Source organism: Bacillus sp. FSL R5-0431 (assembly GCF_038002985.1).
GTDB lineage: Bacteria > Bacillota > Bacilli > Bacillales > Bacillaceae > Bacillus.
The window spans coordinates 1,237,388-1,260,333 of the sequence record NZ_JBBOOG010000001.1 but is presented as its reverse complement, the minus strand read 5'-3'; the positions used below and the strand labels follow the sequence as shown (position 1 = coordinate 1,260,333).

At 39.6% G+C, this 22,946-nt stretch carries 26 protein-coding genes and 2 riboswitches; of the genes, 6 read left to right on the top strand and 20 right to left on the bottom strand.

The window, feature by feature from the left end; genetic code table 11:
* Window positions 1-13 precede the first annotated feature (13 nt).
* The 3 genes from MKZ03_RS06245 to MKZ03_RS06235 form a co-directional block, all read right to left on the bottom strand.
* Window positions 14-148, bottom strand: a complete 135-nt coding sequence (locus tag MKZ03_RS06245) for a hypothetical protein (protein ID WP_262417168.1) — start codon at window positions 146-148, stop codon at window positions 14-16.
* A 91-nt stretch (window positions 149-239) separates the two neighbouring features.
* A complete protein-coding gene (locus MKZ03_RS06240) occupies window positions 240-731 on the bottom strand; it encodes a methylated-DNA--[protein]-cysteine S-methyltransferase (protein WP_066030983.1) in 492 nt (163 codons plus the stop codon).
* A gap of 1 nt (window position 732) precedes the next feature.
* On the bottom strand, window positions 733-2,928 hold the full coding sequence (locus tag MKZ03_RS06235) for a PAS domain S-box protein (protein WP_334748782.1): 2,196 nt from the start codon (window positions 2,926-2,928) through the stop codon (window positions 733-735).
* 291 nt (window positions 2,929-3,219) lie between these two features.
* Between MKZ03_RS06235 and MKZ03_RS06230 the strand changes: the two genes are divergently transcribed.
* Window positions 3,220-4,239, top strand: coding sequence for an acyltransferase family protein (locus MKZ03_RS06230; protein WP_307499522.1), 1,020 nt, complete (start codon window positions 3,220-3,222; stop codon window positions 4,237-4,239).
* Window positions 4,240-4,266: 27 nt separating this feature from the next.
* Here the strand turns inward: MKZ03_RS06230 and MKZ03_RS06225 are convergent, their stop codons facing one another.
* From MKZ03_RS06225 to htpX, 5 genes are all read right to left on the bottom strand, one after another.
* Window positions 4,267-4,449 carry a hypothetical protein gene (locus MKZ03_RS06225; protein ID WP_034662925.1) on the bottom strand — a complete coding sequence of 61 codons (183 nt, stop codon included), beginning with the start codon at window positions 4,447-4,449 and terminating at the stop codon, window positions 4,267-4,269.
* Window positions 4,442-4,606, bottom strand: a complete 165-nt coding sequence (locus tag MKZ03_RS06220) for a hypothetical protein (RefSeq protein ID WP_088004399.1) — start codon at window positions 4,604-4,606, stop codon at window positions 4,442-4,444. The genes MKZ03_RS06225 and MKZ03_RS06220 overlap by 8 nt, the downstream gene beginning before the upstream one ends.
* A 6-nt stretch (window positions 4,607-4,612) precedes the next feature.
* Window positions 4,613-5,131: a DUF421 domain-containing protein gene (locus MKZ03_RS06215; protein WP_034662926.1), complete on the bottom strand. Its 519-nt coding sequence runs from the start codon at window positions 5,129-5,131 to the stop codon at window positions 4,613-4,615.
* A 97-nt stretch (window positions 5,132-5,228) separates the two neighbouring features.
* Window positions 5,229-6,578 (bottom strand): TrkH family potassium uptake protein, encoded by a 1,350-nt coding sequence (locus tag MKZ03_RS06210; RefSeq protein ID WP_080869518.1) that lies wholly within the window; start codon window positions 6,576-6,578, stop codon window positions 5,229-5,231.
* Window positions 6,579-6,721: 143 nt separating this feature from the next.
* On the bottom strand, window positions 6,722-7,621 hold the full coding sequence (gene htpX, locus MKZ03_RS06205) for a protease HtpX (RefSeq protein WP_034662931.1): 900 nt from the start codon (window positions 7,619-7,621) through the stop codon (window positions 6,722-6,724).
* A gap of 280 nt (window positions 7,622-7,901) precedes the next feature.
* Here htpX and MKZ03_RS06200 point away from each other — a divergent pair, with 280 nt between their 5' ends.
* Window positions 7,902-8,630: a DUF1836 domain-containing protein gene (locus MKZ03_RS06200; protein ID WP_307499521.1), complete on the top strand. Its 729-nt coding sequence runs from the start codon at window positions 7,902-7,904 to the stop codon at window positions 8,628-8,630.
* A 105-nt stretch (window positions 8,631-8,735) separates the two neighbouring features.
* A complete protein-coding gene (locus MKZ03_RS06195; RefSeq protein ID WP_003211343.1) occupies window positions 8,736-8,930 on the top strand; it encodes an alpha/beta-type small acid-soluble spore protein in 195 nt (64 codons plus the stop codon).
* Window positions 8,931-8,969: 39 nt separating this feature from the next.
* On the opposite strand, the gene MKZ03_RS06190 is transcribed toward MKZ03_RS06195, so the two are convergent.
* The 4 genes from MKZ03_RS06190 to MKZ03_RS06175 all read right to left on the bottom strand — a co-directional run bounded on the left by MKZ03_RS06190 (window position 8,970) and on the right by MKZ03_RS06175 (window position 12,796).
* Entirely contained in the window at window positions 8,970-10,151 is a 1,182-nt protein-coding gene (locus MKZ03_RS06190; RefSeq protein WP_334748774.1) for an anti-sigma-I factor RsgI family protein, read from the bottom strand.
* Window positions 10,148-10,903: an RNA polymerase sigma factor SigI gene (sigI, locus tag MKZ03_RS06185; RefSeq protein WP_034662939.1), complete on the bottom strand. Its 756-nt coding sequence runs from the start codon at window positions 10,901-10,903 to the stop codon at window positions 10,148-10,150. Before sigI ends, MKZ03_RS06190 begins: the two co-directional genes overlap by 4 nt.
* 215 nt (window positions 10,904-11,118) lie before the next feature.
* The gene (locus MKZ03_RS06180) at window positions 11,119-11,910 is read right to left on the bottom strand and encodes a TerC family protein (RefSeq protein WP_106038809.1); all 792 of its coding nucleotides are present in this window, start codon (window positions 11,908-11,910) and stop codon (window positions 11,119-11,121) included.
* Window positions 11,911-11,941: 31 nt separating this feature from the next.
* A riboswitch (yybP-ykoY riboswitch) is annotated at window positions 11,942-12,113 on the bottom strand.
* A gap of 68 nt (window positions 12,114-12,181) precedes the next feature.
* On the bottom strand, window positions 12,182-12,796 hold the full coding sequence (locus MKZ03_RS06175; RefSeq protein WP_034662945.1) for a DedA family protein: 615 nt from the start codon (window positions 12,794-12,796) through the stop codon (window positions 12,182-12,184).
* Window positions 12,797-13,042: 246 nt separating this feature from the next.
* On the opposite strand from MKZ03_RS06175, the gene MKZ03_RS06170 reads away from it, so the two are divergent.
* Complete coding sequence (locus tag MKZ03_RS06170; RefSeq protein ID WP_340972485.1) at window positions 13,043-15,466, top strand: bifunctional diguanylate cyclase/phosphodiesterase; 2,424 nt, start codon at window positions 13,043-13,045, stop codon at window positions 15,464-15,466.
* Window positions 15,467-15,496: 30 nt separating this feature from the next.
* Here the strand turns inward: MKZ03_RS06170 and MKZ03_RS06165 are convergent, their stop codons facing one another.
* From MKZ03_RS06165 to MKZ03_RS06155, 3 genes are all read right to left on the bottom strand, one after another.
* Window positions 15,497-15,961, bottom strand: a complete 465-nt coding sequence (locus MKZ03_RS06165) for a MarR family winged helix-turn-helix transcriptional regulator (RefSeq protein WP_088004396.1) — start codon at window positions 15,959-15,961, stop codon at window positions 15,497-15,499.
* A gap of 359 nt (window positions 15,962-16,320) precedes the next feature.
* Window positions 16,321-16,485 (bottom strand): hypothetical protein, encoded by a 165-nt coding sequence (locus tag MKZ03_RS06160; protein WP_034662950.1) that lies wholly within the window; start codon window positions 16,483-16,485, stop codon window positions 16,321-16,323.
* A gap of 38 nt (window positions 16,486-16,523) precedes the next feature.
* Window positions 16,524-16,679, bottom strand: a complete 156-nt coding sequence (locus tag MKZ03_RS06155) for a hypothetical protein (RefSeq protein ID WP_164847173.1) — start codon at window positions 16,677-16,679, stop codon at window positions 16,524-16,526.
* Between the two features lie 191 nt (window positions 16,680-16,870).
* On the opposite strand from MKZ03_RS06155, the gene MKZ03_RS06150 reads away from it, so the two are divergent.
* Window positions 16,871-17,200: a MerR family transcriptional regulator gene (locus tag MKZ03_RS06150; protein ID WP_012009715.1), complete on the top strand. Its 330-nt coding sequence runs from the start codon at window positions 16,871-16,873 to the stop codon at window positions 17,198-17,200.
* A gap of 195 nt (window positions 17,201-17,395) precedes the next feature.
* On the opposite strand, the gene MKZ03_RS06145 is transcribed toward MKZ03_RS06150, so the two are convergent.
* The 3 genes from MKZ03_RS06145 to MKZ03_RS06135 all read right to left on the bottom strand — a co-directional run bounded on the left by MKZ03_RS06145 (window position 17,396) and on the right by MKZ03_RS06135 (window position 19,899).
* Entirely contained in the window at window positions 17,396-17,794 is a 399-nt protein-coding gene (locus MKZ03_RS06145) for a hypothetical protein (protein WP_307499516.1), read from the bottom strand.
* Between the two features lie 101 nt (window positions 17,795-17,895).
* Window positions 17,896-19,254: a magnesium transporter gene (gene mgtE / locus MKZ03_RS06140; protein ID WP_034662959.1), complete on the bottom strand. Its 1,359-nt coding sequence runs from the start codon at window positions 19,252-19,254 to the stop codon at window positions 17,896-17,898.
* A gap of 208 nt (window positions 19,255-19,462) precedes the next feature.
* Window positions 19,463-19,626, bottom strand: a riboswitch (M-box (ykoK) riboswitch).
* Window positions 19,627-19,758: 132 nt separating this feature from the next.
* A complete protein-coding gene (locus MKZ03_RS06135; RefSeq protein ID WP_003212346.1) occupies window positions 19,759-19,899 on the bottom strand; it encodes a hypothetical protein in 141 nt (46 codons plus the stop codon).
* Between the two features lie 261 nt (window positions 19,900-20,160).
* On the opposite strand from MKZ03_RS06135, the gene MKZ03_RS06130 reads away from it, so the two are divergent.
* The gene (locus MKZ03_RS06130; protein WP_334748745.1) at window positions 20,161-21,453 is read left to right on the top strand and encodes an aminotransferase class V-fold PLP-dependent enzyme; all 1,293 of its coding nucleotides are present in this window, start codon (window positions 20,161-20,163) and stop codon (window positions 21,451-21,453) included.
* Window positions 21,454-21,619: 166 nt separating this feature from the next.
* Here MKZ03_RS06130 and MKZ03_RS06125 read toward each other — a convergent pair whose 3' ends face one another.
* Together MKZ03_RS06125 and MKZ03_RS06120 are read right to left on the bottom strand one after the other, a co-directional pair.
* A complete protein-coding gene (locus MKZ03_RS06125) occupies window positions 21,620-22,138 on the bottom strand; it encodes a PepSY domain-containing protein (RefSeq protein ID WP_034662966.1) in 519 nt (172 codons plus the stop codon).
* A gap of 93 nt (window positions 22,139-22,231) precedes the next feature.
* A complete protein-coding gene (locus MKZ03_RS06120; RefSeq protein WP_307499514.1) occupies window positions 22,232-22,921 on the bottom strand; it encodes a PepSY domain-containing protein in 690 nt (229 codons plus the stop codon).
* Between the last annotated feature and the right edge of the window lie 25 nt (window positions 22,922-22,946).

Here is a 22,946-nt window from a genome sequence, read left to right as displayed (position 1 = left end):
CGCCGTGTACTTATTATTTAAGAGCACCGCGCTTTTTTATTTCATTCGTTTTTGCTAAGATTTCTTTTTTCTGTTCTTCTGTCAAAACGTTCATTTTGACACATAGTGATGTGACGGCATACATTTTATTCTTTTTGCCCCAAAACATTCCCTAGCGCCCTCCTTTTTCCCTCAACCAACTTTTTTAGCTTAATAAAAGGATATGTCGCTTGACAAACATTTGGAACAGGTCAATCGATTTATTTTTGAACAAATGGGATACCTTCTAATTCTAGCAGAACCGCTTTCATGTCTGTTTTTGTTCCTGCATAGCCCGTCAGAGAGCGGTCTTTTCCAATCACTCTGTGACAGGGAATAAAAATAGGTAATGCATTGCGTCTGTTCGCTTGTCCAATCGCTCTTACAGCTTTTGGATTACCAATCGCTTCTGCAATGTCTGCATAGCTTTTTGATTCACCATATGGAATAGTCGAAAGTGCTTCCCACACCTGCTCTTGAAACGGAGATCCCTTTTGCTTGAGCGGGAGATCGAATACTTGGCGCTCTCCCTTGAAATATTCATCTAACTGCTTTTTCGCTTCTTGTAATACAGGCGTTTCTTCTTCTTTTAGATCGGCTTTCTGCTTTTTTACTAAAAATGGCTCATCATCAAACATCACCTCGATGATGGCATCGTCTTTTTCTAGTATGTATAATGCCCCAATTGGTGCGTGATAGACGGTATAATACACGTTAGTGCTCTCCTTCTTGTTTCTTCTGCCTCAGTGGAAGCGTGAGATGGAAGACGGTTCCTACCCCTTCCTCACTTTCTACCTCAATCGTTCCTTGATGCTCTTCAATAATTTTATAACTAACCATTAAGCCAAGTCCAGTTCCTCTTTCTTTTGTCGTATAAAATGGTTCCCCTAGACGCTTGAGCTTGTCCTCTGCCATTCCGCAGCCTTCATCCCGCAGTGAAATGACAATATGCTCTTCGCCCTTCCGCTGAATGCTCACATAGACATTTCCTTTTCTCGGCATGACTTCAATTGCATTTTTCAAAATGTTAATAAAGACCTGTTTTAATTGGTTTTGTTCACAATAAATGAGCGGAATCTCATCCAACACATTGAGATGCATTTGAACGTTGCCGAGGTTCGCCTGTGCGTGCAAAAGATCCATCGTGTCTTTCATAATTTGCACCACATTTTTTTCTTCATATACAATGGCTTGCGGTTTCGCTAAAATCAAAAATTCGGTGATGATGGATTCAATTCTTTTCAGCTCTGAAGTGATGACATTGAAATAGAGCGAATACTCTCCTTCTATATTCCCTTTTAACAGCTGTATGAAGCCTTTTAATGCTGTCATCGGGTTTCTAATTTCATGAGCAATTCCAGCAGCAAGCTCTCCCACCACATGAAGGGTATCTGATTTTCTCACCCGCTCTTCTAATTCCTTCCGCTCTGTCACATCTCTAAAGATCGCCAAATTCATATTATGAATAATGTTGCGTTTAAAAGAGAATTCCAATATACGCTGATCTGGATGGTTCAGCACAAACGGAACTTCATTGTCCATTTCATCTAACGACATCGCCTGAGCAGGCTGTGCCAAATGTTCAATTTGATAAGGCGCAAGGATATGGAAAAGGTTCATTTCCGTTAAATGATCGTCTTTCAATCCGAGCAGCTCGCTTGCGGGTGGATTGACTTCGATAATGCGGTACTGGTTATCAAAAAGAACAATGCCGTCCATTGATCCATTAAATACTTTACGGAATTTGAGCTCACTTTCGCGCAGCTCCTCCTCCATTCTTTTTCGATCACTCACATTACGTAAAATGGTTAAGTGCTGTCCTTCTAATACCGCATGCTTTGATGTAAACTCGAGCTCTTTAAACTGACCATTTGCCATTCTGAACAACAGCTCTTCCCTTATTTCATGATTCCGAATATAACGTCTTCTAGTCGGCCTATATCTCTGATCAGATTTCACGAGAAAGTCTGTGAGTTTCTTGCCAATCAGTGAGTGCATAGGCAATTCAAAAATTCGGCAGGCTGATTCATTTGCTCTCACAATCTCTCCATCATCTGCCCATATGATGATCGCATCCATTGCATTTTCGAAAATTTCTCTAAAGCGTTCCTCACTTTTTAACAGCTTTTCTTCCATTAACCTTTTTTCTGTAATATCCCGCATGATGGACATATAAAAACCGCTCATGACATTTGATGTAATCGTGAGCTCGAATAATTTTTGCTGGCCAGATTGAAGGGTAACGGGAAGCTCTCCCTTGGCTTTCCCTGTTTCTTTAAGTGACGTTAAAAGGTGCTGCAAGGCTGGAAGATTTTCATCTTCGACAAATTCATTTAAATAACGATCGGTTAAATCGGTCTTTTGCAGCTCAAAGCTCTGACAAAAAGAGTGATTGGCGTCGATCATGCAGCCATCCTGATCAAAAATGACCATCCCGTCAATGGCTCGGTCAAACAAATCTTTGAACAGCTGCTCATTCATGGAGCGTTCTCGTTCTAGTATTTTCTTTGAGGAAATATCTCGCATGACCACGATATATTGCTGATTCACGACGTCATTCTCTGCAACAAATTCAATGTATTTTGTTTCCCCGTTTTCAAGCTGAATGGAGATTTCTCTTCTTAACTTTCCTTTTCGAAAAAATAAATCAAGGGAGCATTCAATTTTGTCTTTCGGGATGCCGTATAGGAAATCTAGAACGGATTTATTGAGGAGGTCTTCTTTCGATGTCTGTACAAGCCTGCATGTCGCTTCGTTGGCTTGGATAATATTGAGGTGCTGATCAAATATGAAAATGGCATCTAACGTCTTATTTAACAGCCTCTTTTGCTGCATCAACTCTGTTCGCAAATATTCGTTCTCTTTTTCTAATTTTCTGATATCTTCTGCGCCATCGAGCGTTTCAGTCATTCTCTTACACTCCTTTTCCAGCCTCATTCCTCTACAATATTTCTACAATATTTTCATTGTTCCTTCATTCGACTCATAAAAAAAAAACTTTTTACACGAAGACTGTCTCTTTTATTTCATTTGGATGACAGGATCGAACTGCGATTCTCTTTTCTTACGCTTCTTTTACAACCGTTCTACAATTTCACATCAAATAGCGAAATGAGCCAAAATGTATTTTAAAATGGGGCAAATACGGGAACAGTGCACATAGAACATTTATGTTTGAAATCAAGCAGGAAAGGTGATGTTATGGCATCTTCACGAGATAGTTATTTTGATAATGCGAAATTTCTTCTGATTTTTCTAGTTGTTTTTGGTCATTTGTTACGATCATTCATTCATGATAATGATTGGATGCTCTATTTATACAAGTTTATTTATACTTTTCATATGCCCGCCTTTATCTTGGTTTCCGGCTTCTTTGCAAAAGGCTTTAGAAAGCCAGGTTTTATGAAAAAAGTCGCCGTTAAGCTGATCATCCCATATTTAATTTTTCAGGTGATCTATTCAGTTTACTATTATCTCTTGCAGGATCAAAGCATGGCCAATTTAAATCCAATTGATCCGCAATGGTCTTTATGGTTTTTAATTAGTTTATTTTTTTGGAATTTGCTGCTCATTCCTTTTTCTAAACTTCCGTTTCACTGGGCGATGATCGTCAGTTTGTCGATTGCGTTACTTGTCGGTTACGTGGACAGCATCAGCAATACGCTCAGCTTATCGCGTACGTTTGTCTTTTTGCCGATGTTTTTAGCTGGCTTCTATTTAAAAAAGCAGCATTTTGAATTCATCCGTACAAGCAAAGGAAAGCTGGCAGCACTTCTTGTATTAATGGCTGTATTCCTGTTTTGCTATTTCTATGAATTTGATTATTCCTTCTTATTTGGGTCACAGTCATATGCTTCTCTTGGAGATGAGGGATTGATTGCGGCAATGAAACGAATGGCATGGTACCTGCTTGCATTTGGCGCTACATTCAGCTTCTTTGCATTAGTGCCAACACGCCGTTTCTTCTTTACAAAATGGGGCACAAGAACGTTATATGTGTATTTACTACATGGCTTTGTGATCAAGCTGCTTAGAACGACTTGGTTTGACGACTGGGCCCTGAATGCAGCAAGTGTACTGATGTTATTGCTGCTGACCATTCTGTTAACCTTTACCCTGTCTAGCACCTTTGTTAAAAACGTTGCACAGCCAGTGATTGAGCTCAAAATGAACAATCTTTTGCGTACAATCACCGGCAGACAAGGCAGTTATATCAAATAAAAAACGATCCCGCGAGGATCGTTTTTTCTATTTTTCATCCATGTGTCCATTGTGACATTCAGCATCTTTCTTAGGTTTTACAAGAGTATCAATCCATTTGCTGCTGTTGATATCTCCAAGCTCACTGCCAAATTCCTCTTCTAAGATATCTGGGTCCATTGGCCTCTTATGGTCTTTCATGTCCTTGCTCTTCACATGCTTTTTAGTCATGAGATCCTCCTCCTTGTTTCCCTTTGTGAGAATTTCGGTTTGCCTGACGATCTCTTGATTGTTCATCAAATTGGGTTTGTCCTTGATCATGTGCCATGCTTTCTGTCGGCGTCATATTATTTGTCAGTGCTTCATTTTTCGCTGCTTTTCTTTTCATCTGAAATCAGTCCTTTTTTAACATATTTAGTTCTTCTCTTAATTGGTCTAGGAGTTCCTTCATTTGTTTGACCGTCACGGGCTTTTCTTCTGGCTTTAACTCATAGCCAATTTGTCCATTGGCTTCTAGGGTGGCTTTTTTGAGACAGCTGATGTCTGTGATGCCTTGCTGCTTTAAGCGCATTTTGAATTCATCCCTAGTGAGCCTCGTTTTCTTCAGCTTGTGATCAAGCATTTCTCCATCCTGCAAAATGACCACAGATTTCCCTGAAACCAATTTTTCAAAGAAATCAGATTGGATAGACAATTTTTCCATGATGACGAGTGCAATGATAAATGTAGCAGCGGCATAAATCGTTTCAAGTAAATTGTGCTCAATAAAGGGTTGGATAATAATCGATCCGATTGAAATCATGATCACTGTTTGTTGAACAGTTAATTGACTAATGGATTTAGGCCCTGCTATTCTCAGCAGCAAGGTACCAACTAGCAGCATGACAATTGCTTTCCATATTACATCCAGCACGTCTCGTTCACCTCTTACCTATAGATTGCGAACATCTCGCGTGATTTAGCCAGTTAGATAATGGAAATAAAAAAACAGCATTCGCTCGGAATGCTGTTTAGCCGATGATGACACGCTCTTTCGGATAATGATAATTCGCTTCGCTTTCTCTTCGGCCAATTAAGTACAAGAAGCTTGGAATGCCGATCCGTCCAATAAACATGACCATCATAATGATACACTTACCGAAAACAGAGAGCTCAGAGGTAATCCCTAGTGATAGCCCTGTTGTTCCGAATGCAGAACAGACTTCAAATAAATTTTGAAGAAGCGTATTTTGCTCGGATAAGGTTAATAAGAATGTAGCGCCAAACACCAATATAAAGGCCATCATCGTCACCATTAGAGATTTGTTTATATCCGCTTGATGCAGCTCTCTTTTGAAGATTTTAATGGACTTATTTCCCCGAGCAAAATGAAACAGTGCGAGTAAATTAAGGGCAAAGGTGGTTGTCCGAATTCCGCCCCCAACCGAGCTTGGAGATGCCCCGATAAACATGAGCAGACATAAAAATAACAGCGTCGGTTCTGTCAATTGAGTAATATCTAATGTGGAAAGTCCACCACTTCTTGTGGCGGTCGATTGGAACAATGAATAAAACAAAACTTCGTGCCAGCTCTTCCCTAAAAACGTAAACCGGGCTTCAAGGGCATAAATCCCAATAGCGCCAACAATGACTAAGCTGCCAAACGTAATTGTTGTGATTTTTGTAAACAATGAGAACGATGCGTGCTTTCGGTCCTGATTAAATAAGTAATCCTTTACTTCTACGAGGACAGGAAAGCCAATGGCTCCAAAGATGATCAGCAGCATCGTAATAAATTGGACAAAATAATCATCTTTGTAAGGGATGAGCGAGTTCCCTGTAATATCAAAGCCCCCATTGGTGGTCGCACTAATACTTGAGAAGAAGCCATGTAAGAATGCTGCCTGCACATCGTAATATTTGAGAAAATACATGCTTAAAATCAGACCGCCTACAAACTCAATGAGCAAAATTAAATATAAGACCTGCTTCATTAATTTCACAATTCCTGATAAATTGCTCTGGTTTTGATCTGCCATGATGAGCTTTCTTTCTTTAATCCCGATCCTTTTTCGCATGACAATCCACACAAAGGTACCGAGCGTCATAATGCCGATACCTCCGATTTGCAGGACAAACGCAAGGATCCACATACCTGCCACACTAAATGTTTGGGAGGTATCAACAACGGTGAGTCCTGTGACACTTACCGCACTCACTGCCGTAAATAATGCATCGATAAATGTCCACTTCACCACCCCATCTTGATGAGCGACTGGCAAACTTAGAAGAATAAATGAGACGGTCACAGCAAGAAAATAATAAAGGGCAATCAGCTGGAAAGCCGATAGCCGGTCAATTAGCTTTTTAATTGGGTTCATTGTCATTCCTTCTTTTAACTTTCAATTTTCAATACTTATCATTTTAATGAAAAGAGACATGATTTTAAAGGTATTTTATGCTTTATTTACTTTTTCATCAAAAAAGAAAAGACATCCTGTAACAGAATGTCTTTTCGTCTCTCTTATTTTGCTTCTAGTCTTCTGATTCTTTCGTTTAAATCAGGGTGTGTTGAGAAAAGAGAAGCTTTTCGTTTACCACTGATTTTAAGCGTAGCAACTGCTGTTTGATCATCATCTTTGATTCTTGACGTATACGCCTCAAGTGAGCGAAGCGCATGAATCATTTTATCTTTACCGGCAAGGTCAGCTCCGCCGCGGTCTGCATGGAATTCACGGTGTCTAGAATATGCAAACACGACAAGGCTTCCTAAGATAGAGAAAATGATTTGGAAAACAATCACTGCGATAAAATGAACAATCGGCACAAGCTCTTCACGCGGAACAAAGCGGCTTGCGATCCATGCCGCAATTCTTGAAAGGAAGACAACGAACGTGTTGACGATCCCTTGAAGCAGCGTCATTGTCACCATATCACCGTTCGCAACGTGAGCAACTTCGTGAGCGATTACACCTTCAACTGCTGCATCATCCATTTCATGAAGCAATCCAGTGGAAACCGCAACAAGTGATCTTCTCTTAGAAGGACCTGTCGCAAAAGCATTTACTTCAGATGATTGATAAATACCAACCTCAGGCATTTTAGAAAGGCCTGCTGCTCTTGATAATCTGTGCACGCGGTCAACAAGCTGCTGCTCATCATATGTTAATGAATCCTTTTCAGGGTTTAACACACGCACACCCATCATCATTTTTGCCATCCAGCGAGACATTGCAAGTGACATGAACGAGCCAACAAAACCAACAACTGCACTGAATACTAGCAATGCCACAAAATTAATTCCACCATCTGCTCCTATATAAGAACCAACACCAGTTGCTGCACTAATAACCGATAGTACAATACCAATCGTAGTGATAACAAGAATGTTCGTTAATATAAACAGAAATATTCTTTTACCCATACATAACCTCCGCTGTCATATTAAGTTCATTTGAACTTATTAATAAAATTATAAAAATAAACGTCTCAAATTGCAAGGAAAAAGGAATCATTTCCTATGTTTATCATAACGGCTTAAGCCCCGTCACTTCAATATTTACGACATTTGCTACAGCTGAAAAGTGAACAAATTGTGACGCCGCTTTCTGGATTTTAGTTTATTTTGCATTTTCATCAAAAAGAGATTATGATGTTGAATTAGATCAATTATGACGTTTTTGACGTACAAACGAGGTGGAATAATGGGTGCTTTTAAATTAACGAGAATTGACATGACAAGTCTTCTCTATTCTCTAAAAGGAGAGGGAGATCTGACTCCGCTTCAGCTATTAAATTTATCTGTAAAAAAAGACAAACATCACGAACATGACGAGCTAAAAATCCCTTCTTTTTTTGAGAGGCTTGAACGGCGGAAACACAAATCAGAGCATGGACTCTCCACAAATGAAATTGTAGAATTAGGAAACCTATGCGAACTGACTTCTCTTAAATCGACAGCGATTCAAAACTGGATCAAACGTGATATTAAAGATATGATTGGCCACCCTGAGCTTGGAAAGAAGTACTCAATTGATCAGGTCGTTATTTTATTAATTGTTAGAGATTTAAAATCAGTTTTTGACTTTGATGCCATCCGTACCATCTTATCTGCCTTATTTAACACAATTACGGATCGAACTGATGATATTATTAGTCCACTGCGCTTTTATGAAGCATATGCGCATGTCCTTGATTTTATTTATCATCATACTCTTTTTCCGTTAAAAGAAACAAACTTACGGGAAATCACAGAGGAACAGACAGATAAGCTCCGTGAAGAATTTTCTGAATTGACACAGCACCAATGGCATTTGATCAAAGGCATTATCAGTTCAACCGTTTTTTCTGTCTTTATTTCACACTTGCAAAGTACGGCACAAGAAATGATGTTTCATACACTGCAGCATCAGGATACAGAAGAACCGAGGTGAATCATCACCTCGGTTTTTTGTGCAGCAATTGCCAGCATAATTGTACGCTGTTTTCTTCAAAATAAGAAGGCGCAACAAACATGAGGTGAAAGGAGGAATATGGACATGGCAAACCGAAATCAACTTCTTGTTCCTGGAGTAGAACAAGCATTAGATCAATTTAAATACGAGATCGCTCAAGAATTTGGCGTGACTCTCGGTTCAGATACAGTCGCACGTGCAAACGGTTCTGTTGGCGGTGAAATTACAAAAAGACTCGTTCAACAGGCTCAATCACAAATGGGCAATCAATCTAAATAAAAACATGGTGAAATACGCCGGAGCTATTCTGGCGTTTTTTTATTGTTCATATGTGTGCTCATCCCGGTTCTCACGATAAGGGGACGGTACACCTTTTCCTTGCTTCATATGTTCTCTTTTTCGTTCAGCGGACGGCCGTTTCTGATCCCTGTCGTTTTTTTTTGTGTGCTTTTCAGCGCCACCACGTGATGTGCCGTTTGGATTTCTTTTGTCATCAGGTTCCGTTGAGTGATTTTTTTTTTGTTCTTTATCGATAGAACGATCCTTTTCTTCCTTTATTTGATTGTCTTTGCTTTCATCATCAGGTTTTGTTTGGTGAGGCTTTTGAATAGATCCTTGCTCTTCCCTCTCTTGATCCTTCTGCTCTTTGTCTTCAGCTTCAGGAGCCTCTTGATCTGGCTTCATCTCTTCGCTATCGTCTGTCTTGACGTCTTCTTGTTTGTCTTTGTCTGCTTGATCTTCATCATCTTTTTTAGGGTCTTCCTCTTTGACAGCATCACTCTCTGCTGCGTCTTCATCCTTTTGAATGTCTTCTTGTTCTTTGTCTTGCATTTCTTGATTTCTGATATATGTGCCTGTTGAAATGCCTGCCTTTTGAGCTTTTTCTCTTGTTTCCAGGTCACTTTCTACAGTTTCTAGCTTGTAATCGCGCTTTTGATATTCACCAGAGATGGTGTTAATTTTACTTTTGACGTTGGTTTTATATGTATGGTCCTGCTTGTTTTCATAAACCGTTGAAATATAAATGCTCTTAGAGTGGTTCACGTAACCTTTTTTGTCACAGTCGTCTATGATTTCCTGCACGACTTTGGTCATGTCGTTTTTTTCCAAATCCTTCATACTGGCCAGTACTTGTTTCGCATCTTTATTCAGTGGTGTGACACCGATCACTTGATAATCGTGATCAAGCTTCAGTTCAAAGCTTGGGTTAATGTCAATTGTCATATATGCATATGCTTTTTGACTTGAGAAAGATGGCATCATAGTAAAAATCACGACAATAATCGCTGCGATTGATAGGATTCCTGCATTTAACGGACGTAAACGAAGCAGGTCAAAAAAACCGGCTCTTTTTCTTTCGAGACGTGATTCATTCGGAAATGTCACTTCTTGACCGATTTCATAGTCTTGCTGTTCATATTTTGTCCGCAGAAATTGTCCATCAGGGGTCAGCAGCGTGACATATTTTTTGTTTTTCTCTACTATAATGCCTCTTCTCATGAATTAAGCACCCCTTTAAGGTAATCTTTCAAATACACATAATCACCCGTCATAATGATCGCCATCGCAATGATGTATTTTCTATTTCTCTCAATCGTTTTGCGGCTGACTTCCACTAGCTTTTCAAGCTGTTTGACTGGTAATTGTTTTTTTTGAAATAAAATGGTTCTGAGCTCATCGTGTTCAACGAGGGTGTGGGCTACTTTAATAGCATTTTGCCTGGCATCTGCATGCTTTGGTGAATGTTCAAGCAGCTCTTGAAACGTGAGACCGTATACTTTTAATCGTTCTTTAAAATGTTCTATTTCTTCTCTTCTATGTTCTTGTTCAATTAAACGTCTATATTCATTTGTAGACAGCTCTGCTTCAATCATGCTTTGAGAGTACTCGCCATTTTCACTTTCTTGCAGGTCCATTTGAACCGTTGGCGCATTTCTCGCTTCTTTTCGAATATAGTCGATCACTTTTCTTTTAATAATTAATTCCGCGAAAGCAAGGAGTGAATTTCCTTTTTCGGCGGAGTATTTTTCTATCGCTTCATTAAAGGCAATTAAGCCTATGCTGAATTCATCATCTTTTTCATCTATATATCGTTTACAAACGGATGAAACCGTCTTAGCGACAAATGGTTTGTATTGCTCTATTAATGCATTTTGCAGCTCGATATCACCTTGTTGAATACTGATAGCCGACTGCTCTAATGTTTGCTTTTTCTTTCCTTTTTTAAACAAAAGGCTAAGCAATGGTTTCACCTCAGTTCTCCCTATATTACTCATTTATGATAGCTAATTTATGAGGGAAGCGCAAAGGAAGAAATGAGGAATTCATTTCCTGTTACTCAATTATGACATGTATATCATCATCTACTTTACAATGTTTCGTCTAAAAGCAAAGAAATAAGGGGGTATCTCCCCCTTATTTGTAATATACGTGTTATGAAAATGAAATGATATTTCTTTCAAAAAACCTACTCTTCTAGGCGTCCCTCTTGTTTTTCCTTGTTTTCTTGCCCGCCTTTTCTTGATGGGCTTGATAAAAACCAGCCAAATGCTGCAATTGCGAGAAGCACTGTCCAGAAAATCACTTTCCATAATGCTGAATGAATAAAATGAGAGGACACGATACCAATGGCTGGATGTGACAATGTATAAAGCGTGAGCTTCACACCAACCCATCCGACAATGACAAAGGCTGCTGTTTCTAGGCTCGGTCTTGTTTTGAGCAGTTTCACAAAGACAGTAGCTGCAAATCGCATGATGATAAGACCGATGATACCACCTAAAAGAATGACAATAAATTGACCGCCATCGAGTCCGCCGATTTGCGGAAGACTCGTTTTCGGCAATGTCACGGCTAATGCGACGGCCGCTAAGATGGAATCTACAGCAAAAGCGATGTCGGCAAGCTCGACTTTTACGACTGTTGCCCAGAAGCCGCTTTGCTTCATGTTTGTGTCTGATTCCTTTTTCTTAAATACGTGCGATTTTAAAATATGGTGAATGGAAATATAAAGAAGATAAATTGCGCCAATGGCTTGAACTTGCCACACATCCACTAAAAACGAAATAAGAAACAGGGAACCAAATCGCATGACAAACGCACCCGCAAGTCCGTAAAACAATGCCTTTTTTCTTTGCTTTTCAGGAAGGTGTTTAACCATCACAGCCATGACCAGCGCGTTATCAGCTGCTAAAATCCCTTCTAATCCAATCAGTACGAGAAGAACCCACCCGTACTCTAAAATAATTGCTGCATCCATCATCATTCCTCCTTGTTTTTATCTATTGTCCCACAACAGACAAAGGCTTATGAATACAAAAAAGACCTTTGCCTGTAATGGCAAAGGTCTTGCTAGACATGTGATATGTAGAATCATGCCAACAAAGCCGATGGAACTTAAGTCCATGTAATGACGACTTTGTTTCCGGTAAAAACCGGACGCTACTCCCCTTTGGTGGGATTTAAGAATATTTAGATTACTTATATCATAATCAATAGACACTGGATTGTCAACAGGTGACTTTCAGTGATTAGGCCGTTGGTGTTTCTGTTTTTCTTTTTCTACGTTTCAGCCATATATAAACAACGAACAACAACACAACCCCGATCCCAATCGGTAAAAGATATGGATCTAACATAGCGCCAACCTCTTTCCAGTTCTCCCCGAGCACAAACCCAAGATACACATACACAAATGTAATGGGCGTAATCGCCAAAAACGTATACAAGCAAAAGACCCACACATTCATCTTGGCAATACCGCACGGGATGGAAATAAGCGTTCTGACCCCTGGAATAAACCGGCCGCTAAAGGCGACGAAACCACCATGCTTTTCAAAGAAAGCATCCGATTTATCAAGCGACTCAGGTTTGACAAAAAAGTACTTCCCATATTTATTTAAAAAGGGTCTGCCGCCATAACGTCCTAACCAGTACAAGGTCAAAGGGCCAGCCACGCCGCCAATGGAGCCGGCAGCCACAACACCGATGAAGGCCATGTCCCCTTCTGAGACCCAGTAACCCGCAAGAGGCAGAACCACTTCAGCAGGAACAAATTCAATGCATAATGCGAGGAAGATGCCAAAGTACGACAAGTTCTTAAAAGCATCAGCTAAAGAAATAATAAAATCTTCGATGTTTATCAATCCCTTTCACACATAATCGTTTGAATGATTCTATCTCTTTTAGAATCACACCATATATTAAACGAATAAAACCGAAGAAACGATTCACTTTTCGTCGTTTTTTTACATTAAATTTGATTTTACTATAAAAGACACATGAAAAAAACGTTGATTGTGGTATTTAAGTGAAGGAAAAGTGAACACAGAAGCCATTCGATCCGATATATTAAGTATATGTCTGTTTTAAGATACTGGAGGTTTTCTCACATGACCCAATTAACAGGAAGCTACAACGGATGGCTTGTCTTTCTGTCAGTCGCTGTCGCCGCTGTGGCCTCCTACTCAGCTCTTCAGTTAGTCAGCCGAGTGATACAGTCAAGCGGTGCAAAGAAAAAGGTATGGCTGGTCATTGGTGCAATGATCATGGGGATGGGCATATGGTCGATGCATTTTATTGGCATGATGGCATTTCACATACAAACCGGCATCACATATGAAACTCCCTTACTGATTTTATCGATTTTGGCGTCTTTTGTCGGTTCTTTGATCGCATTCTCGATATGCATTCAAGAGCAGCTCTCCATAAGACGGCTGCTCATTAGTTCAATCACCATGGGCTCAGCTATTTGCAGCATGCATTATCTTGGAATGGAATCAATGGCCAATGTCTCAATCAGCTATGATCCAGTCCTCTTTTTTCTTTCGTTTTTCATTGCTGCGCTGGCATCTTTCTTTTCACTGCATCTCTTTTTTCGGCTCCATCGATCCGAGAAAAAAAAGGAGGATCATCTGTTAAAAATAGCTGGTGCACTCGTGATGGGTGGGGCTATTTCTGGCATGCATTATACTGGTATGGCTGCTTCTACTATGTTTTTTCATTCAGATGGACAGTCCGCTGCAGGCGGCTCTCTTGAAATGTCGCCATTCAGTCTGTCGATTTTCATCGGCTTGATGACACTGATTGTCCAAACACTGATGATCTTTGGTGCCTATATAGATCACCGAATCATGAAGCAGTCAGATCAGTTAAAGGAAAATGAACAGCGGTTTCAATCGCTCATTAAACATAATATCGATGGCATTATCGTGTTATCTGTCGATCGAAAGGTACTTTCTGCGAACGACTCAGGTAAACAAATCTTAAAAATGTGCAATTCTTGGATTGGTGATGATGTCAGTCAATACGTGATGCCGACTGAGATGTGGGAAGAATTTATTTCCCGGTCAAAAAAAGCCATCACACGTGAAGCAGAACTGAAAGCAGCAGATCGTTTTTATTATTATCATGTCACTTACATACCTGTTCATGTCAACAATACACTTGACAGTATTTATCTTGTCTTAAAAGATTTAACGCAGCAGCGGATTGCAGAAAAAGAAATTCATGTCATGGCACATTATGATGCGTTAACTGAGCTTCCTAATCGGCGCCACGCCATCAACCATTTAAATGATGTTCTCTCCGCTCAAGAAGAGACAGGAACATCGACGGCTGTTCTGTTTCTTGACTTGAATCGTTTTAAAATTATTAATGATGCACTTGGTCATAACATAGGAGACTTACTACTTAAAGCTGCTGCAAACAGACTGACACAATGTTTACCGGACAATGGCTTTATTGCAAGACTAGGCGGGGATGAATTTTTAATGATCTTCCCTCACATGGGACATGACACACACAAAATTGAGCAGCTTTCTCAAAATATCATTCGGCAATTTGAACGTCCTTTTTCCATCCAGAATCATCAGCTCATTACATCTATCAGCATTGGGATCGCCATCTCACCTCAAAATGGAAAAGATGGGATGGAATTGATGAGGAAAGCCGATATGGCGATGTATTTATCCAAAAAACATAAGCAAAGCCGGTATGAGTTCTTTACCGAATCAATGGAAAGATCAAGTGAAGACAGGTTAAATCGAGAGCTTGAGTTGCGGGATGCCATTCAGAGAGAACAGTTTGTGCTTCATTACCAGCCGCAAGTCAGTGCGAAAACAAGAAAGATGACTGGCGTAGAAGCTCTTCTAAGAATGAAGGCACCAGATGGTTCCTTAAAGTCACCTGAGGCTTTTATTGAGCTGGCAGAGGAATCAGGGCTGATCATTGATATTGGCAGATGGGTCATTGATACCGCATGCAGGCAGGCTAAAACGTGGTATGACAATGGACTGAAAATTCCTGTGGCTGTCAATTTATCTGCGAAACAATTCAATTCTGAAGACTTAATTGATTTGATTAAGCTGACACTGAAAAAATACAACCTGACATCGTCACTGCTCGAGCTTGAAGTGACAGAAAGTATGACAATGGACAATATCAAGCAATCAAAACAGGTGCTGACGTCGCTGAAACATCTGGGCGTTCGCATTAGTATTGATGACTTTGGTACAGGTCATAGCTCCTTAAGCTATTTAAAGGATTTGCCCATTCATCGACTGAAAATCGACAAATCCTTCATTGAAGATATTTTAAATGATTCGAAGTCTGAACAGATTACAGGTGCCATTATCGCGATGGGACATCAATTATCTCTCGAAGTCATAGCAGAAGGTGTTGAAACCTTTGCGCAGGCGCAGCTTTTATCTGCGCAAGGATGTGACGACCTGCAAGGTTTTTATTATGCAAAGCCCCTTCCAGCAACCGATATCGAAAAATTCATTGCCTATCCGGCGCATCAGCTGGACACATAAAAAAGGTGCCAATCATGGCACCTTTTCGTTCTATCTAAATAATAAATGTTGACTGTGAATGCCTGCTTTTTTCAATAGACTAATCAATTGTTCTTGTTCTTCACGCGAGAGGCCAGAGAACGCTCGCGCAATCCGGAGAGAATGAATCGGGTAAATCTTATCAAGATAACTGCGCCCTTTATCCGTTAAATGGGCATAAACCGACCGTTTATCCTTTGGGTCCTGCTCTCTTTCAATGAAACCATTTCGTTCTAATTTGTCAATTACGTACGTCACATTCCCGCTGACAAGCAGGAGTCTTGAGCCGATTTGCTGAAGTTTTTGAGCACCTCTTGTGTACAGCAATTCAAGAACGGCAAATTCAGTTGGATTAAATCCATGCTCTTTGCTGTCTCTAATGCTGTGTTCTGAAACGCTTTTAAATGCTCTTGCAAATACCTTGTAAAGTGTCATTGAACGTTCTACTTCTTCTTCATTAAACGATAGTCTCATCACATATCTACCTCTTATAATATTTTTTTAACTTCAAGGCTTTCTTGCGGTGCAGTTGGAGCCTTTCGTAAAAAATAGAAGTACGTTTTTGAAAACCCTTTCAACCACATAAGTGACTCCATTCGTGTTATGTATAAGATTTCGATATAAACTTTTAAAATCCTTCTTATTTTTCACAATCATCTCGAAAAAAAGCTTTATTAGCAAACCATCAAGATGCGACATAGTTTAACATAATCTGTAAAGGAACTGCGTTTCCTTACACTGTATTCGTCAAATTTCTACAAAATTCAATATTGCTATAATATTAAGCACGCAAAAAAAGAACCCTTTATGTGACATACACACATTTCAAGGGATTTTCACAAATTACGCTCTGTTTTGTTGAAAAAGAAGTGATACTCTTTTTTTAAGTCACTAATTGTCATGTTCTTGGCCGCATCAGGGCTGTAAACTCCTAATGAACAGAGCTGCTTCGTATAATAATGTCTTTCCTTTGCTAAAGCTTCTGTTAAGATACGCCGCACCGATTATCCCCTCCTATCAAGTGATCTGGACCAGGTGCTTATGAAGATCTTTTATACAAATCATTTTGTACGGCTCTTAGAAGAGCATGTGCATTCTGACCTGCCGCCTGCATGAATCGCTCCAGTAATTCATCCCTCTTCATATCTAATGCGATGATTTCTTTTGCCATACAGATGATCTGTGTTTGCTCCATCATTTGCTCCTCCTCCTAGTTCAACTCATCATCATTATATGCACGCGCAACACTCATTTCACATTTGTTGTTACCTTTCCTTCCATGGTTTTTTCATTTTTTCGTTTTTGTGTTATATTTTCTGACAAATGATAGGTTTTTTTCCTTCTCGTTCTGTATAATATGAAGAAAAGACTTGCAGGGGTGAGTATATGACGCAGGAAGATGTATCTTATAAAGATAAAAAAGTCATTTCAATCGGGATTGTCAGTGAATTAACAGGGCTATCCGTCAGGCAAATCCGATATTATGAGGAACGCAGACTCATCTACCCCCAGCGCTCAACAAGAGGCACGCGTAAATATTCTTTTTCTGATGTAGAACGTTTAATGGACATCGCCAACAAACGAGAAGACGGTGTGCAAACAGCCGAGATTTTGAAAGACATGAAGAAAAAAGAACAGGCATTAAAAAGCGGACAATATAAGAAAAAAATGCTGGAAGGCCAGATTAACGCACACTTCCGGTACAAAAATCGATAAACAAATAAAGAATCGCTTACTCTTTAAAATTAAAGACAAGTGAATGTATGATAACGTAGTAAAAAGAGACAGCGATTGCATCACCATGATGACGAGGTTGAAAAAAAGAGGATAGATAGAGCGAAGTTCTTTCAGCTCTTCTATCCTTTTAAATAAAATCATTTTAGCTTATACCTTGTCTTTTAATAAAATTTTTCATTGAGAGGAAGCATCAGTTCCTTCAACGACCCCTACAAAGTCAATCCGTACACCGCCTTTTTCAGGATCTTCTATTACCCGCAGGGCAAGTGCCTTTTTCTCCCCTGTTTTTTCATCTTCGTAATTCGCATGAAAGACGTGAATGCTGGCTTCTTCTAATTGAAAATCTTCATAAGAAAGCGTCTCTATGCCCCATTCCTTTTTCAGCTTTAGAATGTCATTTGGGCTTGGGACAGCGCCTTCAACATAGATGTTTTCTATTTTTCGTTTATTTCCTTCGGTAATCGCTTCAATCATATGCTCTGCTGCCACAAGTCTTCTGTCTTTCCCCTCGTCTTCCCTTGAACATGCACCTAGCAAAACAATGCACATTAAAATGAATAAAAACTTCTTCATTTTTCTCTCCCACCTTCTCCTTAAAATGTAAAGGATGGAAGCGCTATATGCAATCTTTATTCAAAAAAGACTGTAAAACGTAACGTTTTACAGTCTTCTTGCTACATCAGTGTATGAAGGAATGCTGTTGCAATTCCAAAATAGATCAGTAAAGATAGAATATCATTCAATGTTGTGATCAGCGGGCCAGATGCAATGGCTGGGTCCACGTTTAATCTGTGTAAAATAATCGGCACGACCGTACCTGCCATTGTCCCAATAATCAGTGTTGCAAGCAGTGAGGAGCCGACAACAAAACCTAAAATCATATTGCCCTGCCACACCATTGCGACGACTGTAATAATAATGGAACAGACGATCCCAATGTAAATACTTGTTCTCAGCTCTCTAAAAATAAGACGCATAATGGTTTTTTTCGTTAATTCTTCTTTTGAAAGCCCTCTAATGACGACGGCAAGAGACTGTGTTCCTGTATTCCCTGTCATTCCGGCAATCATCGGCATGAAGAACGCTAAAGCAACAACTTGCTGGAGGGTATCTTCAAAATAATTTAAAATACTGCCTGAAATCAGCCCAATGAACAAGAGCAAAATGAGCCATGGAAGACGGCGGTATGCCGCCACAAATGCCGGCGTGTCGAACGTAATATCTTTACCAGAGGCAGCAAACTTCTCATAGTCTTCGCCTGCCTCTTGAATGACAACATCAATGATATCATCGACTGTAACGATTCCGACTAGGACATTGTTCTCTTCCACAACAGGAATGGCAAGAAAATCATACCGTTCAATCAGCTTTGCGATTTCCTCCTGATCTTGAAAGGCTCCAACAGCAATGACTCTTGTAAACATGAGATCCTGCACCTTTTCATCCGGTTCACCTAAAATAAGGTCACGGTATGAGAGAACGCCTACAAGCTGTTTTTGATCATTAATCACATATAAATAGTTGATTGATTCTGCAATTTCAGCAAAGCTTTTCAGCTTCACAACGGCATCCTGCACCGTATAATGCTGAGGAATCCAAACGTACCGGTTGGTCATGATCCGTCCCGCTGTCTCAGCAGGGTAATTCATAAGAAGCTGGACGGCCTTTGATTCCTCTGCTTCCATGTTAGATAAAAGCTGATCCTTTAGCTCATCCTCCATCTCATCAAATAAGTTGGCTAGATCATCGTTATCCATTTTGTTTGTGACGAACGTAGCTTTGTCTTTCCCTACTTTTTCAAGAACGATTTCTTGGTATTCCCGCTCCAGCTCACCCATCATTTCTGTCACGTCATCGACTGGTAAAAAGCTGAGGAAGCGGCCGCGGTGTTTTTCTGGAAGCTCTTTAAATAAGTAGGCCATATCATATGGCTGAAGTTCTTCCATGATGTTTTTAAATTCTTTGCGTTTTCCATCTCTTAGTAAAATAATGATGCGTAAAATGAGTTCATCATACGTAATATTTTGTATCATCGCTGTTACCTCCCCAAAGTCAGGAGATACCCGAATCCCTTAGAATGTGCGGGGGTCAGGATCTCCTCTATCTGATGTCTCAATCTGATCTTTTGACATATTCTCTATGTGTCTCGAATCGGGATGATCCATCCCCACACCTCCTTTTCCCATAAAAAAGCACCTTCAACCGAATGAAGGCGCTTTGTAAGCATAACAAAATAAACACTTGCTCCTTCAATCGTAGAGCTTTAGCACTGTATGGCATAGGAAAAATCCAGCTGCATTAAAAATCACCTTATGTCGATGATTTCTGTTGACCCATTGGCGTCTTTGGACATTTTTGGGCAGCAGCGTATCTCCATACAGGAGCCTCACCTAACGAAGTCTCATATTGTTGACACACTGAGATTACAGAAAAAGCGCAGTGATGTCAATAAGCAAGATGCCAAGTTTCCTCATGTATTCGCTTACTTTTGAAAAAAAGAACGATAGACAAAGTTGACCATCGCCCTTTTATGTCTTTTATTCCTCTTCTGGCTGATTCATATCCTCTTGGGAGAGGAGATGAAAGGAATCATGCAAAAACAAAGCATATCCTTCTCCGTCAGGGTGCGGAACATATTCCGCATGGTCCATTGTCTGCTCTTCTTCTTTTTTCTTCATATTCTCTCGCCTCCTTTCCCGTAGTTTGTCCCAATGAAAAAACCTTACACATGAAAGTGTAAGGAGTGATTAGTATAAAACAGCTGAACTCATAAAGGTGCGGCGAATGTCACATTGACAATGCGCTGACAACTGTCGCTTTAGCTAAAAATGAAATATTGTTTACAGAAAAAAAGGATCTCTCTGATTAGGGTACAACCATTGATTGATAACACAATGTATAATACTAAGTATAAGAATTGAATATTGGGGGATAAGATGATGAACCAAACTAAACTGAACATGCACATTTCAAATGATTTATTAAAAAAAGTAAGAGAACAATTTTTATATATTGATGAGGACCCTATCCTAAAAAAGGAACGACTTTTTTTTGATAATGCAGGTGGTTCTCTTCGTTTAAAACAGGCAAATCATATATTTTCAATCATTGATGGCATCCCAGATTGTTCTGAAAGAAATCATAAAACAGCAAAACACTTGATTGATATCCAGAAAAAGGGGATTGTTGATCTTCAAACCATTTTTAACGTGAAACAAGGAAGCTTCGCTACATATCTGACAGCGTCACAAGCTATCTTTGAGACTACGGGTATCATTGCAGAACATATTAAAGGAACAAATATTGTCACAACATCCTTAGAACATCCAGCAGCTTATGACGCAGCTAGTTTTTATGCAAATAAATTAAACAAGGAGCTGAGAGTGGCCAAGTCTAATCCTTTAACAGGTGGAGTGAACGTAGAAGACATCTTGGCATTAATCGATCAAGATACTGTTCTTCTAAGCGTCATATATGCTTCGAATATCTCTGGTGCTATTTTAGACATTGAACAAATTGTACAAGAGGCAAGAAAAAAGAAGCCAAACTTATTTATCATGGTTGATGCCGTTCAACATGCACCTCATGGTTTAATTGATATTGAAAAAACCCCTGTTGATGTGATAAATTTTGCCCCATATAAATTTTTTGGTGTTAGAGGCTGCGGGGTTGCTTATTTATCGGAAAGAGCTGCTCTTCTCCCTCATCATAAGTTAAAAGGAAAGAAAGAAACTGAATGGGGTCTAGGAACTCCAGCACCTGCGCATTATGCGGCTATTAGCGCAATTGTTGATTATGTGTGCTGGCTTGGAAGTCATTTTACAACAGTGAATGCCAGACGACAGTTATTCGCAGCAGGTATGGAAGCTATCGGAAAACAAGAAAGGGCTTTATTAAAAATAATGCTAGACGGGACACCCAACGTAAAAGGGCTAAGAGAGATCGAAGGAGTGACCGTGCATCTTGATTACCGTGATTTATCAAAAAGAGATTTCATCGTGGCCATATCGTTAGAAGGAACAAACCATGAAGATGCAGTAAGAGAATATGAACAGCACGGTGTGATCGTATATGAAAGATTGAATACAAGCATTTATTCTAAAAGGATGCTGGATTCCTTTGGAATTAAAGGGGCTATTAGAATATCACCTCTCCATTGTCATAATATTCAAGATATTGAGACATTTTTAAGAACAACTGAAATGATAAGCAATCAACATAAAAAGCATTAACATGCTTGGTGTACAGATACATGGAAGTACCCTATTCAGTTTAAAAGATGATATTCATTTGTACTTGTATACAATCATTTAAGCAAAAATAGCGGTCTGAACCAGCTATCCATGATGGATAAATGGTTCAGACCGCATACAAATTTATCTTATGATTGCTGGCGGCTTAATCATCCCATTCTTGCTTCAGGATTTTGCCTGTTTTAGCAGAAATCTCAAAATCAACTTCCTCGCCGTTTGGTGTGGTGATTTCGACTTCATACAAGTACACACCATTTTCTTTATCTAAATCAGAATCTGTGACTGTTCCTTTTACTTTTGCAAGGGCAATTTTTTCAGCCTGCTTTTTAGTGATTTTCACATTCTGTTTCTTTTCTTTGACTGGATCATTCAGCGCTTTTCCTGTTTTGGCATCGACATATACTTTATATTCAAAGCCGCCTTTTTTAATCTCGACCTCATACACCCATTTTCCTTTTTTACGCTCAAGATCGACATCGTCCACATACCCTTTCACCACTTTTAGGGCTGCTTTTTCAGCTTGTTTCTTTGAGACAAACGATGATTTCTTTTGCACCACCTGCTCGGCGTGTGCTGTTTGATTTGTATTTTGCGCTTGAAGTGTGAAACCACCTGCGACAAGAGTTCCTGTTAATGCTGTAGCTACTAGTACTTTTTTCATCATGTTCATGTCCTCCTCTGTTTGATTTCTCCTTTATCTTAAAGAAAGAAGATGATAAAGGAAGGAAAGAAACATGAGAAAATCATGAGAAAAGGATTAGTTTTCGTACGTAATACCTTCAATGTCTCCTGTATATGCGTTCACAAGCACCTCTGCCTCTCGCCCGTCAGGCAAATCCAGCTCCACCTCAAAGACGAGCATACCGCTAAATGTTTCAAGATCTGCATCATCCACTGTCCCTCCGACTTCTTTTACCGCAATTCGGATGGCTTCTTCGACCGTGATTTTTGTCATTTTCTTTTCTTTAGAGGTTGGGCTTTTCTTTTCTGCTTCAAGCACCTTAAACGTTTGCTTGTCGACATCGACTTGATATAATTCTTTTTTTGATTGGATCGTAAAAATAAAACGATCGGACTTTTCTTTCTTTTGAATGACAGTCCCGCTTACTTTTTTAACAGCCGCTTCCTCTGCCTGGAGCTCAGCATTTTTTTCATTTGGCTTTTGATAGCTTTTGATCTGTCTGATTTCTTTCATTTGACCGCTTGCAGAAGATGCAATGATTTGATAGATGCCATTTGCATTTTCCAGCGTCAATGTATAGTCCTGTTTATGATTGATTAAATCAATATTTGTAATGTTTCCATTGTAGTCTTTTGCGATGATTTTTTTGATTTCTGCTTCACTTAATATTTTTTGATCAATGGTTTGAATCATGAGCATTGCAAAGGCAGCAAGAACCACGAGACATCCTGCGAGCGCAAGCACCATTTTCGTTTTTCTAGACATGCAGCGCCTCCTTCCTATTTCCTAT

Excerpts from the sequence above, each read along its gene's own strand:
- MKZ03_RS06245 (WP_262417168.1), bottom strand. The coding sequence starts at position 148 with ATGTTTTGGGGCAAAAAGAATAAAATGTATGCCGTCACATCACTATGT.
- MKZ03_RS06235 (WP_334748782.1), bottom strand. The coding sequence starts at position 2,928 with ATGACTGAAACGCTCGATGGCGCAGAAGATATCAGAAAATTAGAAAAA.
- MKZ03_RS06230 (WP_307499522.1), top strand. The coding sequence starts at position 3,220 with ATGGCATCTTCACGAGATAGTTATTTTGATAATGCGAAATTTCTTCTG.
- MKZ03_RS06225 (WP_034662925.1), bottom strand. The coding sequence starts at position 4,449 with ATGACTAAAAAGCATGTGAAGAGCAAGGACATGAAAGACCATAAGAGG.
- MKZ03_RS06220 (WP_088004399.1), bottom strand. The coding sequence starts at position 4,606 with ATGAAAAGAAAAGCAGCGAAAAATGAAGCACTGACAAATAATATGACG.
- MKZ03_RS06210 (WP_080869518.1), bottom strand. The coding sequence starts at position 6,578 with ATGAACCCAATTAAAAAGCTAATTGACCGGCTATCGGCTTTCCAGCTG.
- htpX (WP_034662931.1), bottom strand. The coding sequence starts at position 7,621 with ATGGGTAAAAGAATATTTCTGTTTATATTAACGAACATTCTTGTTATC.
- MKZ03_RS06200 (WP_307499521.1), top strand. The coding sequence starts at position 7,902 with ATGGGTGCTTTTAAATTAACGAGAATTGACATGACAAGTCTTCTCTAT.
- MKZ03_RS06195 (WP_003211343.1), top strand. The coding sequence starts at position 8,736 with ATGGCAAACCGAAATCAACTTCTTGTTCCTGGAGTAGAACAAGCATTA.
- MKZ03_RS06190 (WP_334748774.1), bottom strand. The coding sequence starts at position 10,151 with ATGAGAAGAGGCATTATAGTAGAGAAAAACAAAAAATATGTCACGCTG.
- MKZ03_RS06180 (WP_106038809.1), bottom strand. The coding sequence starts at position 11,910 with ATGGATGCAGCAATTATTTTAGAGTACGGGTGGGTTCTTCTCGTACTG.
- MKZ03_RS06170 (WP_340972485.1), top strand. The coding sequence starts at position 13,043 with ATGACCCAATTAACAGGAAGCTACAACGGATGGCTTGTCTTTCTGTCA.
- MKZ03_RS06155 (WP_164847173.1), bottom strand. The coding sequence starts at position 16,679 with ATGGAGCAAACACAGATCATCTGTATGGCAAAAGAAATCATCGCATTA.
- MKZ03_RS06150 (WP_012009715.1), top strand. The coding sequence starts at position 16,871 with ATGACGCAGGAAGATGTATCTTATAAAGATAAAAAAGTCATTTCAATC.
- MKZ03_RS06145 (WP_307499516.1), bottom strand. The coding sequence starts at position 17,794 with ATGAAGAAGTTTTTATTCATTTTAATGTGCATTGTTTTGCTAGGTGCA.
- mgtE (WP_034662959.1), bottom strand. The coding sequence starts at position 19,254 with ATGATACAAAATATTACGTATGATGAACTCATTTTACGCATCATTATT.
- MKZ03_RS06135 (WP_003212346.1), bottom strand. The coding sequence starts at position 19,899 with ATGAAGAAAAAAGAAGAAGAGCAGACAATGGACCATGCGGAATATGTT.
- MKZ03_RS06130 (WP_334748745.1), top strand. The coding sequence starts at position 20,161 with ATGAACCAAACTAAACTGAACATGCACATTTCAAATGATTTATTAAAA.
- MKZ03_RS06125 (WP_034662966.1), bottom strand. The coding sequence starts at position 22,138 with ATGATGAAAAAAGTACTAGTAGCTACAGCATTAACAGGAACTCTTGTC.
- MKZ03_RS06120 (WP_307499514.1), bottom strand. The coding sequence starts at position 22,921 with ATGTCTAGAAAAACGAAAATGGTGCTTGCGCTCGCAGGATGTCTCGTG.